This is a genomic window from Synechococcus sp. CC9311 (assembly GCF_000014585.1).
Taxonomy (GTDB): Bacteria; Cyanobacteriota; Cyanobacteriia; order PCC-6307; family Cyanobiaceae; genus Synechococcus_C.
Map to the genome: position 1 here is coordinate 998,407 of NC_008319.1, position 13,708 is coordinate 1,012,114.

General features: G+C 45.0%; 17 protein-coding genes. 8 read left to right on the plus strand and 9 right to left on the minus strand.

Annotation, left to right across the window (positions count from 1 at the left end):
* Nucleotides 1-18 precede the first annotated feature (18 nt).
* The gene (locus tag SYNC_RS05085) at nucleotides 19-381 is read left to right on the plus strand and encodes a hypothetical protein (RefSeq protein ID WP_041426457.1); all 363 of its coding nucleotides are present in this window, start codon (nucleotides 19-21) and stop codon (nucleotides 379-381) included.
* 68 nt (nucleotides 382-449) lie between these two features.
* Here SYNC_RS05085 and SYNC_RS14235 read toward each other — a convergent pair whose 3' ends face one another.
* Complete coding sequence (locus SYNC_RS14235) at nucleotides 450-545, minus strand: DUF3104 domain-containing protein (RefSeq protein WP_148201848.1); 96 nt, start codon at nucleotides 543-545, stop codon at nucleotides 450-452.
* A 793-nt stretch (nucleotides 546-1,338) separates the two neighbouring features.
* Here SYNC_RS14235 and SYNC_RS14240 point away from each other — a divergent pair.
* Nucleotides 1,339-1,887, plus strand: coding sequence for a hypothetical protein (locus tag SYNC_RS14240; RefSeq protein ID WP_011619030.1), 549 nt, complete (start codon nucleotides 1,339-1,341; stop codon nucleotides 1,885-1,887).
* Between the two features lie 434 nt (nucleotides 1,888-2,321).
* Here the strand turns inward: SYNC_RS14240 and SYNC_RS05095 are convergent, their stop codons facing one another.
* Entirely contained in the window at nucleotides 2,322-2,861 is a 540-nt protein-coding gene (locus tag SYNC_RS05095) for a hypothetical protein (RefSeq protein WP_011619031.1), read from the minus strand.
* Nucleotides 2,862-3,456: 595 nt separating this feature from the next.
* Nucleotides 3,457-3,627 carry a hypothetical protein gene (locus SYNC_RS14625; RefSeq protein WP_011619032.1) on the minus strand — a complete coding sequence of 57 codons (171 nt, stop codon included), beginning with the start codon at nucleotides 3,625-3,627 and terminating at the stop codon, nucleotides 3,457-3,459.
* A 257-nt stretch (nucleotides 3,628-3,884) separates the two neighbouring features.
* On the opposite strand from SYNC_RS14625, the gene SYNC_RS05100 reads away from it, so the two are divergent.
* Entirely contained in the window at nucleotides 3,885-4,082 is a 198-nt protein-coding gene (locus SYNC_RS05100) for a hypothetical protein (RefSeq protein ID WP_041426460.1), read from the plus strand.
* Nucleotides 4,083-4,123: 41 nt separating this feature from the next.
* On the opposite strand, the gene SYNC_RS05105 is transcribed toward SYNC_RS05100, so the two are convergent.
* On the minus strand, nucleotides 4,124-4,519 hold the full coding sequence (locus SYNC_RS05105; RefSeq protein ID WP_041426461.1) for a hypothetical protein: 396 nt from the start codon (nucleotides 4,517-4,519) through the stop codon (nucleotides 4,124-4,126).
* Nucleotides 4,520-4,602: 83 nt separating this feature from the next.
* On the opposite strand from SYNC_RS05105, the gene SYNC_RS05110 reads away from it, so the two are divergent.
* Nucleotides 4,603-5,199, plus strand: coding sequence for a DoxX family protein (locus SYNC_RS05110; protein WP_083756065.1), 597 nt, complete (start codon nucleotides 4,603-4,605; stop codon nucleotides 5,197-5,199).
* A 494-nt stretch (nucleotides 5,200-5,693) separates the two neighbouring features.
* Here SYNC_RS05110 and SYNC_RS14250 read toward each other — a convergent pair whose 3' ends face one another.
* Nucleotides 5,694-5,903 (minus strand): hypothetical protein, encoded by a 210-nt coding sequence (locus SYNC_RS14250; protein ID WP_148201849.1) that lies wholly within the window; start codon nucleotides 5,901-5,903, stop codon nucleotides 5,694-5,696.
* A 412-nt stretch (nucleotides 5,904-6,315) separates the two neighbouring features.
* Between SYNC_RS14250 and SYNC_RS05120 the strand changes: the two genes are divergently transcribed.
* Nucleotides 6,316-6,690 (plus strand): hypothetical protein, encoded by a 375-nt coding sequence (locus SYNC_RS05120; protein ID WP_041426462.1) that lies wholly within the window; start codon nucleotides 6,316-6,318, stop codon nucleotides 6,688-6,690.
* Between the two features lie 336 nt (nucleotides 6,691-7,026).
* Here SYNC_RS05120 and SYNC_RS05125 read toward each other — a convergent pair whose 3' ends face one another.
* Both SYNC_RS05125 and SYNC_RS05130 read right to left on the minus strand, forming a co-directional pair.
* Nucleotides 7,027-7,947, minus strand: a complete 921-nt coding sequence (locus tag SYNC_RS05125) for a carbamoyl-phosphate synthase (RefSeq protein ID WP_011619038.1) — start codon at nucleotides 7,945-7,947, stop codon at nucleotides 7,027-7,029.
* 202 nt (nucleotides 7,948-8,149) lie between these two features.
* Nucleotides 8,150-9,097 carry a carbamoyl-phosphate synthase gene (locus tag SYNC_RS05130; protein ID WP_041426463.1) on the minus strand — a complete coding sequence of 316 codons (948 nt, stop codon included), beginning with the start codon at nucleotides 9,095-9,097 and terminating at the stop codon, nucleotides 8,150-8,152.
* Nucleotides 9,098-9,364: 267 nt separating this feature from the next.
* On the opposite strand from SYNC_RS05130, the gene SYNC_RS14990 reads away from it, so the two are divergent.
* A complete protein-coding gene (locus SYNC_RS14990) occupies nucleotides 9,365-9,652 on the plus strand; it encodes a hypothetical protein (RefSeq protein WP_011619041.1) in 288 nt (95 codons plus the stop codon).
* Nucleotides 9,653-10,470: 818 nt separating this feature from the next.
* Here the strand turns inward: SYNC_RS14990 and SYNC_RS05135 are convergent.
* Nucleotides 10,471-11,163, minus strand: coding sequence for a ParA family protein (locus SYNC_RS05135; protein ID WP_011619043.1), 693 nt, complete (start codon nucleotides 11,161-11,163; stop codon nucleotides 10,471-10,473).
* 244 nt (nucleotides 11,164-11,407) lie between these two features.
* Between SYNC_RS05135 and SYNC_RS05140 the strand changes: the two genes are divergently transcribed.
* Nucleotides 11,408-11,845 (plus strand): hypothetical protein, encoded by a 438-nt coding sequence (locus SYNC_RS05140; RefSeq protein ID WP_148201850.1) that lies wholly within the window; start codon nucleotides 11,408-11,410, stop codon nucleotides 11,843-11,845.
* A gap of 462 nt (nucleotides 11,846-12,307) precedes the next feature.
* On the opposite strand, the gene SYNC_RS05145 is transcribed toward SYNC_RS05140, so the two are convergent.
* On the minus strand, nucleotides 12,308-12,703 hold the full coding sequence (locus SYNC_RS05145) for a hypothetical protein (protein ID WP_071813684.1): 396 nt from the start codon (nucleotides 12,701-12,703) through the stop codon (nucleotides 12,308-12,310).
* 333 nt (nucleotides 12,704-13,036) lie between these two features.
* Between SYNC_RS05145 and SYNC_RS13545 the strand changes: the two genes are divergently transcribed.
* Nucleotides 13,037-13,468, plus strand: a complete 432-nt coding sequence (locus SYNC_RS13545) for a cupin domain-containing protein (RefSeq protein WP_167897181.1) — start codon at nucleotides 13,037-13,039, stop codon at nucleotides 13,466-13,468.
* Nucleotides 13,469-13,708: the final 240 nt, after the last annotated feature.

The following is a 13,708-nucleotide window of genomic DNA, read 5'->3' on the forward strand; positions in this document are numbered from 1 at the left end:
GAATAACCACTCACAACAATGATCCGCACCACACTGATCGCAGCAGCCCTCACCATTGGGGCCATTGCTGTAGAGGCTCAGAGCAACAATCAGCGCATCCCCTGCCAATACAACGGGGGTAAGTGGACCGAGGTCCACTACATCAACCAAGGTGATTTTCGTAAATTCACTCTGATATGGGATGACGGCCCACGAATGACATACGTTTGGGATAAGCCTGGGCATGGAACTTTTACATTCATGCTCACTGACAAGTTAGGCGGAAGGTGGGGGTGGAATTATGACGGAGACCGCAGCAATCTAAAGAATAATAGTGGCTTCATTCTTACAAACTATGACCACAACAATGTAATCAAATGCCTCGGCATAGGCACTCCTTAATGGCGGCAAATGCTACGCTCATGAGATCAAAGCCTGGCGGCAATGTGCGTCACTAAATCTGCATTGACCTAATCGATTATTCCGGTATCTATATCCTTAATCTGAAACATCGTTGGAATTCTGGCGGCTCGGGCCCCACCATCAACGTGGATCACATCAGTCATTCACCATTGGTCTCCTTCAAGTGGGTGGGTCGTCTGTACTGGCAAAAGTAGCTGTCAGGAGTCGGGCAAGCCCGTCAATATGCTCCCGTGGAATCTGGTCTGGAATGTTCCTGAAACCGAACCATGTGGGACGGCTGTCTCCGCTTTTCAGTCCTCGTGAAGTGCCCGTAGAACTTATTCACGGCCAGAGGAAAACCCATGACAGCACTTGAGAACTACTGGAAAGGGGTCACCACCGCTCAAAGCAGAAAACTGCTCAAAGACCTACAAAAACTTGCAAGTCAATGAGCTGAAAGGTGCTCTGACCCCTAAAGCAAATGGGATCGAGGTGCTTTAGCGCGGGGTCTCAAAGGAAGCCCATCCAAAGTTGTGTTCGTCGTCCAAGCCGAAACAGGTGTTATTTCAAGCCACATGCAAGAAAACTCAGCGCGGTCCATCGGTAATGGTGCGCTAATGGACACAGCTGTAGCCGCTTCATACGAAGAAGGCTGATTGATGACCTGGGTTCGATCCCTCTCGACACTCAGATGACGCTGATGGCTACAAGGCTCGGCTAGTACTCGGTATTGAACGCTTGGAAGGGATGTAGCTGCAGGCGTCGAATCTGTGTGGATGGTGCCTTTGTTGGTAGAAGTTGAGCGAGACAGGTTGACGGCCTGGCAACTGGGAGTCAGGCTCTAGTGTTTTGGGGGGATAGAGCAGCAATCACTAACCGTGTTGATCGTCTTAAAAATCGTCTTTGACTGGTGACTCTTTTGCCAGTCATGGCTAAGAAAAGGTTTGCATTTGGCTGATGATGAAAAGAACGACTCTTCTTGTTTTTATTACTGCTTCATTTGGTTTTCTATCAGTAGCTCACGCTGAATCAGCTAAGCATCTGCTGAATACACTGCCTTCGTCCTTGCAGAAAAACTCTCAAACCATATTTAGTGCCAACACTGTTGGACAACTTTCACTCAATAGTCAATACAAAAAAACAACCTTAGATAACCTCTTGTCTACTATTCGTGCTGATCTTACAAGAGCAGGATATTGCGAAGAACCTATTCGAACCAATGTAACGCGTGGAACATTTTCGGCGACATGGGCGCCTCCAAAAGGAACAATCGTAGATGGCACATCAAAAGGAAAATATGCAGTGCTTGCAACTCAAGCTGTAATGCTTGATTCATCAACAATTAATCTGAATACTAGTTTTCGGGATGTGCTTGCTGGAGACCAAGCTGTCAATACTAGCTGTTATGAAGGATCTTCCAAGAAAACAGTAAATCCAGGCAAAGAGTCCAATACTCCTGCCAAGACTGCACCATCCAAGCCTTCCCTTAATATCAAGCTTTTCTGATTTCTTCGAAGGTGAGTTTGATGGTATTAAATATCGATTTAGTGGTTGAATGCTTTTGTCATAGAGTCATGCAGGTTATACACGCGAAACCAGCATGGCGACATTATTGCCACTATTGATCTCCCGGCAAAATATGGAACAGCCCCGCCACTGGCGGGGTTTTTTATGGCAACGGAGAATGCTTTAAGCTTTTGCCAAAGGCTAATGGCCCTTGAGAGTCAGATGACGCTGGTTATGTTTTAGGAGCTAATGATGGTACCAAAAGATTTCAGGCTTCCAGTTATGTACTTCTTATTAGAAGTAGTCGCTGCTTTTCGAAAGATCTCTGCCACGTGAGAACAGTATGGCGAGAAAAGCATATGGTTCATAACTCTCACTCAAGAGGATGAATTTCAATTTGTCCTACTCCCTCGTCAATCTTTTCAGAATCGCTACTATTTAGACTGAGGTGATGGAAATGTCAGCGGTATAGTCAATTCCGGAAAGGCATCAACTCTTTCCAAGTAGTACACAAGCAGTGTTACATCTCCATTGGCACTTCTGCCCAGCTGAGAGAGTCTCAATGTTTTGCTGTCTACAATGTGAATATATCCCGCGCCTCGAGTGCCTGGAGTCGTGCTTGCATAAGGAGAACGACGATCCTTGGCAGACTTGGCCTCTTGATAGGCAAGAATTTTTGGTGTAACCGTAGAAGCCAAAGCATATTCTCTCACCCTAATCTTTGACTCTAGGTTCCACCATTCGAAGTCGACCTTCCAGGCACCCATCTTTCCTATCCTGTCTATTCTCATGCATGTATTGCCACTTGAAAAATAGCTTGTATCTCCTCGGTAGGTGATCCTTGCTATGGAATTAGCTTTATTAAAAGTGCACCATTTCGTACCATCAAGCTGCTCTGCAGAATTAACTCGAGACAACACTTGATTTGGCCAAAAGGCCATTGCTAATAGAGTTGGAATTAAAAGCCTGCGCATGCTCGAATTGATGTTCAGATCTATCGGACTATAGCAACAAAAGTAAGAAAAGGTTTGATTTATGAATTGTCTAGTTTTTAAATTTTTAAAATGTCTCTTTTCTTTTAGTCGGAATATGCTATTAATCGATTAAGTAGAGTCTGCACATTTTTCAACTTGCATTCCTGGTGATCACTTTTACTGCTTAGTCTTGAGAATCTTGATCTCGTATTCGACGCAATTGATGAAATCCTTGAATGGTTCGCTCGAGTACTCGAAGAGAAGCGTAGCCTCTTTGTTTCAAGAGCTGCTGATGGCACTACTAAAGAATGAAGCCGATAGATAAAAGGCTCGCGCCAGTGTTCTGGGTGAAGCCAGCCCGTAATCCAGGTAGATATTGATCGCTTAGGGGATCAATAGGAAGCCACCTCCATGGTCTCCCTTTCAATACAATTGGCCTTGGCTTTTTCATGCAGTTATCGCTGCAGGCTCTTGCCCATCTTGTTCACATTCTTCGTTCCGCCCCATACCCGCTGGCTTTGATCAGAAAGCCCGGCAGCATATTGAGAACGTTGTTTTGTGCCATTCGATGCGAATGGCAACAGAGCAAGTGCGTTCAGGCGGGAGCGTTTGGGCGCCGCAACAACTGTTCAGTTTCGTCGGCCCAGATAATGGTGTCGGCTTCTCCACGAAGGACCAAACAGGCCCCAGCGAGCCGTTGATCATCTTCTGTCTGCGCTGCTAGTTGGAGCAGCTCGTCGCGCAAAGGGATTGTGTTTTTGCTCATGTTGTCGTTGGGGCTGATTCCTCCAGCCTCACCCCCAAACTCAGAAAGGCTGAGCCGTATGTTTCACTGTCGTCACCTATTTGGGCATATGGCTGATGACCAGCACATTTCAAGCATCACCGTTTGCAGGAAGCACTCCTAACCAATAAAACCGATATCCCGAAACTCTGTGTCCCTGCAGGCAGGGTTACTCACGTTTTTTGGGGGGGTGCTCACTCCACCCTTCAAGTGACAATGACTGCATTCGAAGGAAATAAATGAAAGGTCTTAAAGGAGTTGTTGTCGGTTCTATTGCTGGCGGTCTTTTGGGTGCGGCGTCGTTCTTCGCAGTCGACGGGCTGATGCCAAATGCGGCTGATGCTCAATACGGCAATCCCGGATCATTGGGCTACGTGCAAGACACAGCCCCTGGAGCTTCTGGATATGTCCAAGACATAGGGGTCTTTGGCTTCTGAGCTTTCACCACTTAGGCGGGCATCGTTTCCATATTCAGCCTCTAGCCTTCGTCCTGCTTTTCAGCGGCCTCGACGCATTCGTTCAACCGGTCCATATCGAACCTGAGATTGACCTTCTTAGGCACGTGGAAGCTGCTGGAAACGAAATCAGGATTCCGCCGCTTCGTTCCTGGATTCACCGCCTTCGATAGCTCGGTCTTCTTTTTGGTGACAAGTGGCTCACTCTTGCTTGGATTCACCAGCTGTGATGCTTGGGTGGGCCAGTGGAGCGAGTAACCGCTTACTTCACCAACCGGGTAATTTCCCCGCCTTCTAAAGAAGCTGAGGTTGCGCTCCTTAGGCGTCCTGGCTATCCAGAGGAACACAATTAGTGAGAGCAGTATCGTGGTGCGTAGAAATAGCGCCACGAAAGCAAAGGCTGCAGCGATACTCAACATGCCGTTAATCAAAAATTGAAGGAGAGTTTTTACAAGGAGCTCATTGGATTGTCCAATCGATATTTTGATCTAGCTTTATTTAAGTGGGCAAGCAGATGTATAGAGCTCATAGGGCTATTTCATTGCTCTCTTGTTATATGTTACAAGCAAAAACCACATATGTACCTCTTGTGAATGCGGTAAGGCGAAAATTGTGTATTGCTATCAATCAAATGAATACAAAGCCATTTGCAGACGTGACACTGCTATTAGCAAGAGTTCTTGTTTCCCTTTTAATGCTTCACCATGGCATTGAAAAATTATCAGATGTTGATGGGTTTACGTCATTCATTGTTGATAATTATTTTTCATACCTTCCTTTTGATCATTCGTATTGGACTCGTCTTGCCGCTTATACACAAATTTTCGGCTCTTTCTTCTTGATAATTGGCATCTTTACACGTGCCTCGCTTCTTGGATTGTCATCAACGATGCTATTTGCTCTGGTTTTTCACTTTAGTGATACAGGGTTGCAGGGTGCTCCGCTTGGAATTGTTGATGCCCATAACTATGAATTTGAAGCATCATCTTTGTATTTATTATTATATGCACTGATGTTAGTTTTTGGGTCTGGTGGTTACTCGTTGATTGCTGCTGTTAGGAGTAAGATTTCAGATTCAATACTGCGTTGGATCGTGTGATCGCGCTAACTATCGGCCATCAAAAACTACTCTAATTGTTATTTTGTATGAAAATTCTAGAATCCCTGTTCAGTTATTTGAGTGGTTACTGTCTCTAGTGTGAATACTATTTATGGCACCTCTGAGTGAGCTGTTGAGACTGATCGTGCAGATCAGTGATGTTGCTCACACACTCTCTCCTACAAGACTAGATGCTTATATCAAGCTTCCAAGTCATAAGCCTGTCCCTTTCCACTTCAACCAATAACGGCACCCCCCATTCCGATTCCACCTCAGCGGCTTACTTTCCTCCCGAGCTGTTTAATCTCAAGGGCAAGCCAAGCCTTGTCATCATCAGCATCGTTGGCTCTAAGCGCAATCAGCAGCTTCTGAAATAGAGCCAGCGAAATCTGAGTGTGGAGGGTCATTCGTAGGAGTTACCTGCTTAAAGTATTCGTCGCAGCAATAAAAAAACCGCTCGTGGCTGGGCCGTAAATGTGTAGTGGAGTAAGCAGTTAGTTTATGCAACTACTTTGAGTAACGACAAGACCAAAAAAAGTAAATGCTGAAGCACCTGCTACAATCCAAACTTGCCTTGCAAAAAGCCCTTTCTTTTTAGACTCTTTTGCTGAGTAGATAATTGCTGTATGATGAATAGTTCCGTAGAACATTAAAGCAATTGAAATGAGACTGATTTGGACGATGACCTTAAGAAATTCTCCCATAAGGCTTTATGACATTGCATAAGTTTGATGTGTGGAGTGTAGACACTGTGGAGCGAGCAGACAAGAGCAAATGGAAATATGTAGCCTAAAATGAATGCATTGTAAAAGGAGAACTGAAGAGCCCCGTGAATGTTGAAGGCATCATGTCTCATCATGGATGGACTCTGTTGTGACGTGCATTGGGATTAGATGTTATGCAGGACTTGTTATGATCTGCAAATGTTGCGCATCAAATTAGATAAATGCAGAAAATTTTTCAAATAAAATGAATTCATGATCTAGTTCTAAAATCACACTATCGTGAAACGATTGAGCAGATGGTTTGTGTTTTTTATGGACATGCCTGGTAAAAAACAAACATACTGTTGCTAGTTCTCAGTTTAAGCTACTTTATTCATTCAAAGCTGCAATTATGAGTGGACTTGATTTACTTTCTGGATTGGTTGGTTCAAGTTTTATTTTCTGGATTGTTATAGGATTGATAGCGCATGCAAAGTGGATTCAAAAATTACTTAAGATTGAATCATTGAAAATAACTACTCAAAATCTAGCCATAGAGAAACATGGATATATTTCAATCAAGCCGTCAAATAGGAGATTTTATGCCAAACGTGGTTTTGTCTATGGCTATTGGGACAGTGAGACTGAATCAAGTGAATTGCCAATTGAAGGTCAGGATAGTCCGAAAATTTTTAATCTAGCTAGTATTAATTTGATTGCATTTACATCTGTTTTCTTTTTAATAGCTGCATCAAAAGGGCTATTCAGTATTATAGGAGTTGATTAACGTTTTCGAATCGAATAAGCTGATTGATTCAGTGGTTGAATAGTTTAAGAATGGCTAAATCAGTCCAGTTTGTCTTGTAATCTTAATGAGCCTTGCTGCAATGCTTATTTGGCATGCTGGAGTTGCTGTAGTGTGAGTTTCGGCTTTGCTGGTGGTTTATTGATAATGGGTTTGATGTAATTGGTTGGGATGAGCTGATAAGAACAAATGAATAATGATGCCTTTTCTGCTTCATTCATTCCGTTTAAATTCTTGTTTTAGTGGTCTTATTTATCTGATTGTTGCTAAATCTTGCCAGGAATATCATCGCTGTACTTGATTTTAATCTTCCAGGCGTTAGCCAAAGCAGCAGTCGTGTACCCGTACCTCCCGGTTGATTGGCGTTGATGTTAAAACGTTGATCACAGGTTGTTGCTGTACTTCTTTTCGCTGTGCTGTTGTATTTGCACCACCAAAGCGAATCTTAATATCGGCTGAAATTCTTGTTTCAAATGCTTCGTCGTAGGAGATGTTCATTCCTGCTGTTAATCCATTGCTGATTTGATACGCAACTCGTCCAAGCACACCAGAACCATCAGCACTTCCTAAATCACCCTTTTGGTAGTAGTACCCAACAGAAGCATTCACCACTGGGGTTATGAAATAACCAACATCAAGCCCGTAGGTGTCAAGTGCTCCTCCATCATAGACACTGTTCAGCTGCTGTTCGGTATCACCAATAGGAAATAAGATATACGCATTAAAGTTCAAACTGTCAGAGACTGCTTCCGCGTTGAAAGCAAACTGCTGGAAGAACACACTGCGCTTATTGCTGACTTTGACTCCTGTATCAGCATCACCTGTATTCATGGGGCGGCTGTCATAACCAGCATTCAGCCCATACATCCAGCTGCGATCACTATTAAGCCAGCGATAACCAAGCCGTGATGAGGTGCTGATTGTGGTCCCAGCGACCTTGGTGTTGATGATGCTGCTGTCGTTGCCGGAATCAGCAAAGTTGACGTTCGCCAATGCATCAAAGAAGAAAACGCTGTTCTCGCCAACAGACAGTGGAAGGAACCCGCCAATGCCTGCTTGATTCGGTGTTCCTGCGCCTTGCAGTGCTCCTTGAAACCCAAAGGTGGGCTTGACCACATCCTTAAGGCTGATGCTCATCACACCAAGATCATCCGCACTGCCGTCTTCTTGAGCAATGGCAGGCAGAGCAGCAACAGAGATGGCAGAAGCCAACAGGCCCAGGGAGAGTCGACTCAGCATTGGGCGTTTATTAGATGCCGCAAAGATGCCTTGCTTTTGCTGGTGATGCCAGATGCAGTGGGCAGTTTCAGCTTTGTTGCTCTTCAGTCGGCAATATAAAAACCCGCTCGTGGCGGGGCTGCAAAACTCCTGGCTGAAACCTTTATTTTAGCGATCTCGTTTTATCTATTTTCTGCTCAATCGTGCTAGTAAGCTCATCAATTTAATTATTGGAGTCATCTTCTGGCGTATCGTCATAGCAGCAGTCGTGTACCCTTACCTCCCGGTTGATTGGCGTTGATGTTAAAACGTTGATCACAGGTTGTTGTTGTACTTCTTTTTGCTGCGCTGTTGTCTTTGGTCCATCAAAGCGAACTTTAAAGTCTGCTGAAACTTTGGTTTCAAATGCTTCGTCGTAGGAGATGTTCATTCCTGCTGTTAATCCATTGCTGATTTGATACTCAACTCGTCCAAGTACACCAGAACCATCAGCACTTCCTAAATCACCCTTTTGGTAGTAGTACCCAACAGAAGCATTCACCACTGGGGTTATGAAATAACCAACATCAAGCCCGTAGGTGTCAAGTGCTCCTCCATCATAGACACTGTTCAGCTGCTGTTCGGTATCACCAATAGGAAATAAGATATACGTATTAAAGTTCAAACTGTCAGAGACTGCTTCCGCGTTGAAAGCAAACTGCTGGAAGAACACACTGCGCTTATTGCTGACTTTGACTCCTGTATCAGCATCACCTGTATTCATGGGGCGGCTGTCATAACCAGCAGTCAGCCCATACATCCAGCTGCGATCACTATTAAGCCAGCGATAACCAAGCCGTGATGAGGTGCTGATCGTGGTCCCAGCGACCTTGGTGTTGATGATGCTGCTGTCGTTGCCGGAATCAGCAAAGTTGACGTTCGCCAATGCATCAAAGAAGAAAACGCTGTTCTCGCCAACAGACAGTGGAAGGAACCCGCCGATGCCTGCTTGATTCGGTGTTCCTGCGCCTTGCAGTGCTCCTTGAAACCCAAAGGTCGGCTTGACCACATCTTTAAGGCTGATGCTCATCACACCAAGATCATCCGCACTGCCGTCTTCTTGAGCAATGGCAGGCAGAGCAGCAACAGAGATGGCAGAAGCCAACAGGCCCAGGGAGAGTCGACTCAGCATTGGGCGTTTATTAGATGTCCTAAGGATGCCTTGCTTTTGCTGGTGATGCACAGTTTTGGCGAAGACGTCATGTTAGATCGTGATCAACTCTTTGGGAGTTGGCCAACTCCCAAAGAGTGTGTATTGAAGAATGAAAAGACTATGAATCCCATCCAAGAAGCTCTTGATTCATGAAATCTATTCGGACGGGTCTTCCATGCCTACTGACCAAGTTTTGCCGCAAAAGACTACAAATCTGCTCTTATAGCCTTTTCTGCTGAATCAAAAGTGGTTGTTTTTGATCGCAGTCGTTCGAAACATCTGGAAGTTCAGCCAATAGATTTCGTTTTGGCTTTGGAGGAAAATGTTTGTGGCGCAAAATTTACGATCAATAACAGCAACTCTGAATTTCATTCAGGGTCTCTTTTTGTTGATGGAGACTGGATTAAGAAAGGAGTGTCTATTCTTACTTCTGCCGATTTTTTACCGCAGGTGCTGATGTTTCTATCAGTCTACTGGTCGTTACTTCGACGGCACCCATTGATGGATGAGAATTCTTCTACTACCAAAATTTAATATGCGCAAACCTCAAAGTCAGAACCTGTCCAGCAAGCTGGATCTTGTTGACTTCTTTTTGCTGGACCCCACCTGCTGTTATTTCCGTGTGATGTCAATCCGCGAACTTCCGCAACCCCTGGCGATAATACATAAACACTTACTTGCGTGATTGAAGGTATTATTTCGCCCTCACTTTTTCTAATTCTGAAACTTCCCTTCTTGTCTTTGCTAAACAAACATGTGCCTGAATATTTCACAATGCTCAAATCAGGCCCACCTCTTATAATGCATTCAGTATTCTTTTCATTTGCGTAAATTGGATTCAAAAGCAAAAAGGATGCAGTTACCAAGAAAATTGAATTTAAAAGTTTCACTTGTTTTTTGTGATGTGTGAGTTGTTCTGTCGCGATATTGATAGTGATGTACGCGCTCGCTCCTTTTCCCTTTCGGGTGTTGTGTCGCTTCTCCGCCCATTTGGTCGCCAGGTCGACTGGTGACCAATTTCAGGCCGATCTGCTTCCGCACCGGCTAGATGCAAGCAATGGTCGATCCGCTCAAGTGAGGTTATGACATGTGTCATAAGAAGGTTTCACTCAGGAGCCATCTCACAGCAGTCTGCTAAGGGAAATAACGCCACACAGTGCGGGGCAATTAACTCACCAAGATGTGTGTGTGGCTCGTCGGTTGAAAATTTTGTCTGGGATAGATGCAGCATCAAAGTGCTCTGGCTGCTTTTGAGAGAACGGCAGGAGCCCTCTAAGCCTCAGCACTTCGCGGATATGGAATCCAGGTCCAATCGGTGCATGGCAATCACAAAAGCAGTTCTACAGCAAGACTTAAGAGACTTGGCGATTCTCTAGTGGCGTGGTATCCCAGCCGATGGGGTGCATCGGAATCACCTGGCCACGTTTGGGGGCAAGCTCGGCAATCTCCTCACAAGCCTGGGTGTAGGCATGCCAACCGATCATGCGGCGAGGGTCAGATTTGCCCGCCGCAGAAACTGCTTGATCCACGGTGACGCCAGCATTCTCTGCTTTTTCAAAAGCAGAGAGCAGGGGGATTTGCGCACGCAGAACTGAAATCCCTGCGGCCTCAAGCGCCTGACGAATCTCACGCGTAGCTTTGGCCTTGCGCGAGTCCACCTTCACAAGCAAGGCAGCAAAAGGAACATTGAATTGTTTGAGATGTTCGGCCATCTCCAAAGTCAATTCCAACGAGCGCGTCTGAGCAGCGGTGGGAAGAATGATCACATCAGCGCCATCCACCAGATTTTTAATTTCCTCTTGGCTGCTGCTGGCTTGCCCATCAGTGACCACCACCTCGGAATAACGCGTGGCCTTGGCCGCCGCTTCGATCGGGGCCACGTCAAAGTTCAATAACCCACGGGACCCATAGGCACTGGCCGAACGATTACGGTCGGCATCAACCAAAACCACTGATTGGTATTGATTTGACCAAATCGCCGCCAAATGAACACTGGTGCAGGTTTTGGCCACACCACCTTTCTGACCGAAAACTGTTACGAACATCACATCGAGCCAATGGGCGCTTTATACCGCTTATTGCACAGCGGGCAACCTGATAGTTCCAATCGCGTTGTTTTCCGTGCCTAATGCAACGCTATCCCGTGCGATCTGTTCAAGCTGCTGAATCTTGGCATCCAGCACCACCTTCATGCACAGGTGTCTTCGGGTCAGTCAAACGGCATAAGGGATTCATGCCTATTCTGCTGGTATCGGTCTGATATGAGTCATGGGCATATTTACTAACAAGATGGATTGGAAGTCCAGGAAAGGGAAGACGGTTATCGTCTTGCTGTTTCTAAGTTTGATTCTTCCAATGATTGGAAAAGTTGTTAATCGATATTCTTCGTTAAAACCTACGGTCTATTCCTCACTTGAGAAAGCAGAGGCGGCATGTATTGGTTGGCAGCAGACTGGTGATGTTCACGAATCACTATCTGAAGACAATGCTTGGCAAACCTATGGTCGCTTTGTGGGACAAGGAAGTTGTGATTTTGTCACTCCATCCTTGGGAAGGAGGTACTCCAAGCAAATGAATGGGAAGGAACTTGTCCTTTCCCGTATTTGTGTCAACGATAAGGCTAACAACACAATCGTAGGAATGAGGAACGATGCAATGGAATCCGGCACATGGGTTAAAAGGAAGAATGAAGGTGCTTACGAAATGGTCACAACATTCCTGTATTGAATATAAATGAAAAAGACATTGCTACTACTTCCTATCCTGCTTCTTTTGGTATCTTGCACATCTAAGAGGGATACATGTGCTCTTGTCGATTCAGGGCAAATATCCAAAGAAGAAGCAATGATGCGATTAGAGCTTAAGGACTCAGGAAGCGGTCCTGGTTGGGTATTGAGTTACTTCTGTAGTTACTACGGTAACTAATGATGAAAAAACAATTATTGCTTTATTTTTTGATCATCCAATTAATCTTTTTCTTTTGATGCAGAACTTAAAGCCAGAGAGTACAAGATAATGCACGCAAAATCTGAGGCTTTATTTGGCCGACTCCGATATAATGTAATCGCTGAAATTAAGGGGTCAATAGGAACATTGCGGCTCGCCATGAGCGATGTTTTTATTGCGGATTCAGTTATCTGACCGAAACCGGTCCACTGGTCTTTCTTGTCTCCAGCCTCCTCTCAACTCTTATCGGTCGTCACCTACGTCAAGACCTATTGCTTTGAGCGTGTGGCTTATGCGGTCGTTTTCCTCAATTGCTTTATTTGATCCCTTTGTCGCTCCATCAACGGCAATCTTGCCTCCGGTCTTGAACACCAGCTCTTTGCACATGTCATCAAATACATCTTCTGCTTGTGGATTTCGTTTGAAATAGTCCGCAAGCCATAGGTTGGCCTCGTCCGGCAACTCGACATCTCCTATCAGTTTCTTATCAAGCACGCCTCTCGCAAAAGAGACTGATGGCTCCTCTTCTGGCGTCTCAGACTCAGCGATCACCCTGATCTTCAGCTCAAAGGTCTTCTCAACCTCCCAGAAGTCAACACCTGGGTAAGCATCTTCCAAAAATGAGGCTTCAAGTTTCATCGCTCTATTATCAGCGCATAGTCGGTTTTGTAGTGGTGGATAGATAGACACAGGTCTTACCAAGTAAGACCGATGCACCAATACAACATGCCCAGTACGTCCAGGTGCGCGACTACCTCCTGTCAGCAGGCCTAGGGCAATCAGTTGTTAAGCAGCGGATGCTTAGGCATCTAGGCATCGAGATTTGGATCAACTTGCAGAAGATCGGTTGGCTACGCTGCTCAACGACCAACTAAATAACCATTCGGGCGAATGTGCGGTTGTAGGTCGCGGGACTTAGAGGATGACAAGCGAAATAAAGCTATTAAAATAAAGACAGTTTTTAAGCTTAAAATGAAACTCTTAACTATTTCTCTGTTTGGGATTTCTACAGCACTAAGCGGTGTTGCGTATGCCCATAACTACGAAGGAGGTATTACGTCGTCTCCAATAAAGATTGAAAACAAATCAACAACAGTTTTGAATCAGCAATATAACTATCCTAAAGGTACTCCAGTGATCAATCCTCTGAGCGTAACCCTTGGTCCTAACGAGTCAACTGATTGGCATCAACACCCGGTTCCAATGTGGATTTACGTCACAAAGGGTTCTTTCACTGTTGATTATGGCTCTAAAGGAAAAAGAGTAGTAAAAGCAGGTGATAGCTACATAGAGGCAATAAACTGGTGCCACAAAGGAATTAATGGCGTCAAGGAATCCAAAGCAATTGTTGTGTATTTGGGCGAGTCTGGTGTCGATAACCACATTGGCTGCAAGCGCCAATAATCATGAATGCTCTGATAAATTCCTAAGACATTTTTTGTCAAATTTAAACTTCCTGGAGGATTCGTGCTTATCGATCCCCCCGATTCAAAATTATTGCCCCGCCATGAGTGGGGTTTTTTATTGCAGCTTGGAATGCTTTAAGCAGTTGCCACATACTAATGACACTCGATACTCACATGACGCTGGCTCTGCTTTAAATGCCATTAGTAGCACTTTTTATACCAAGCCATTAGTTCATGT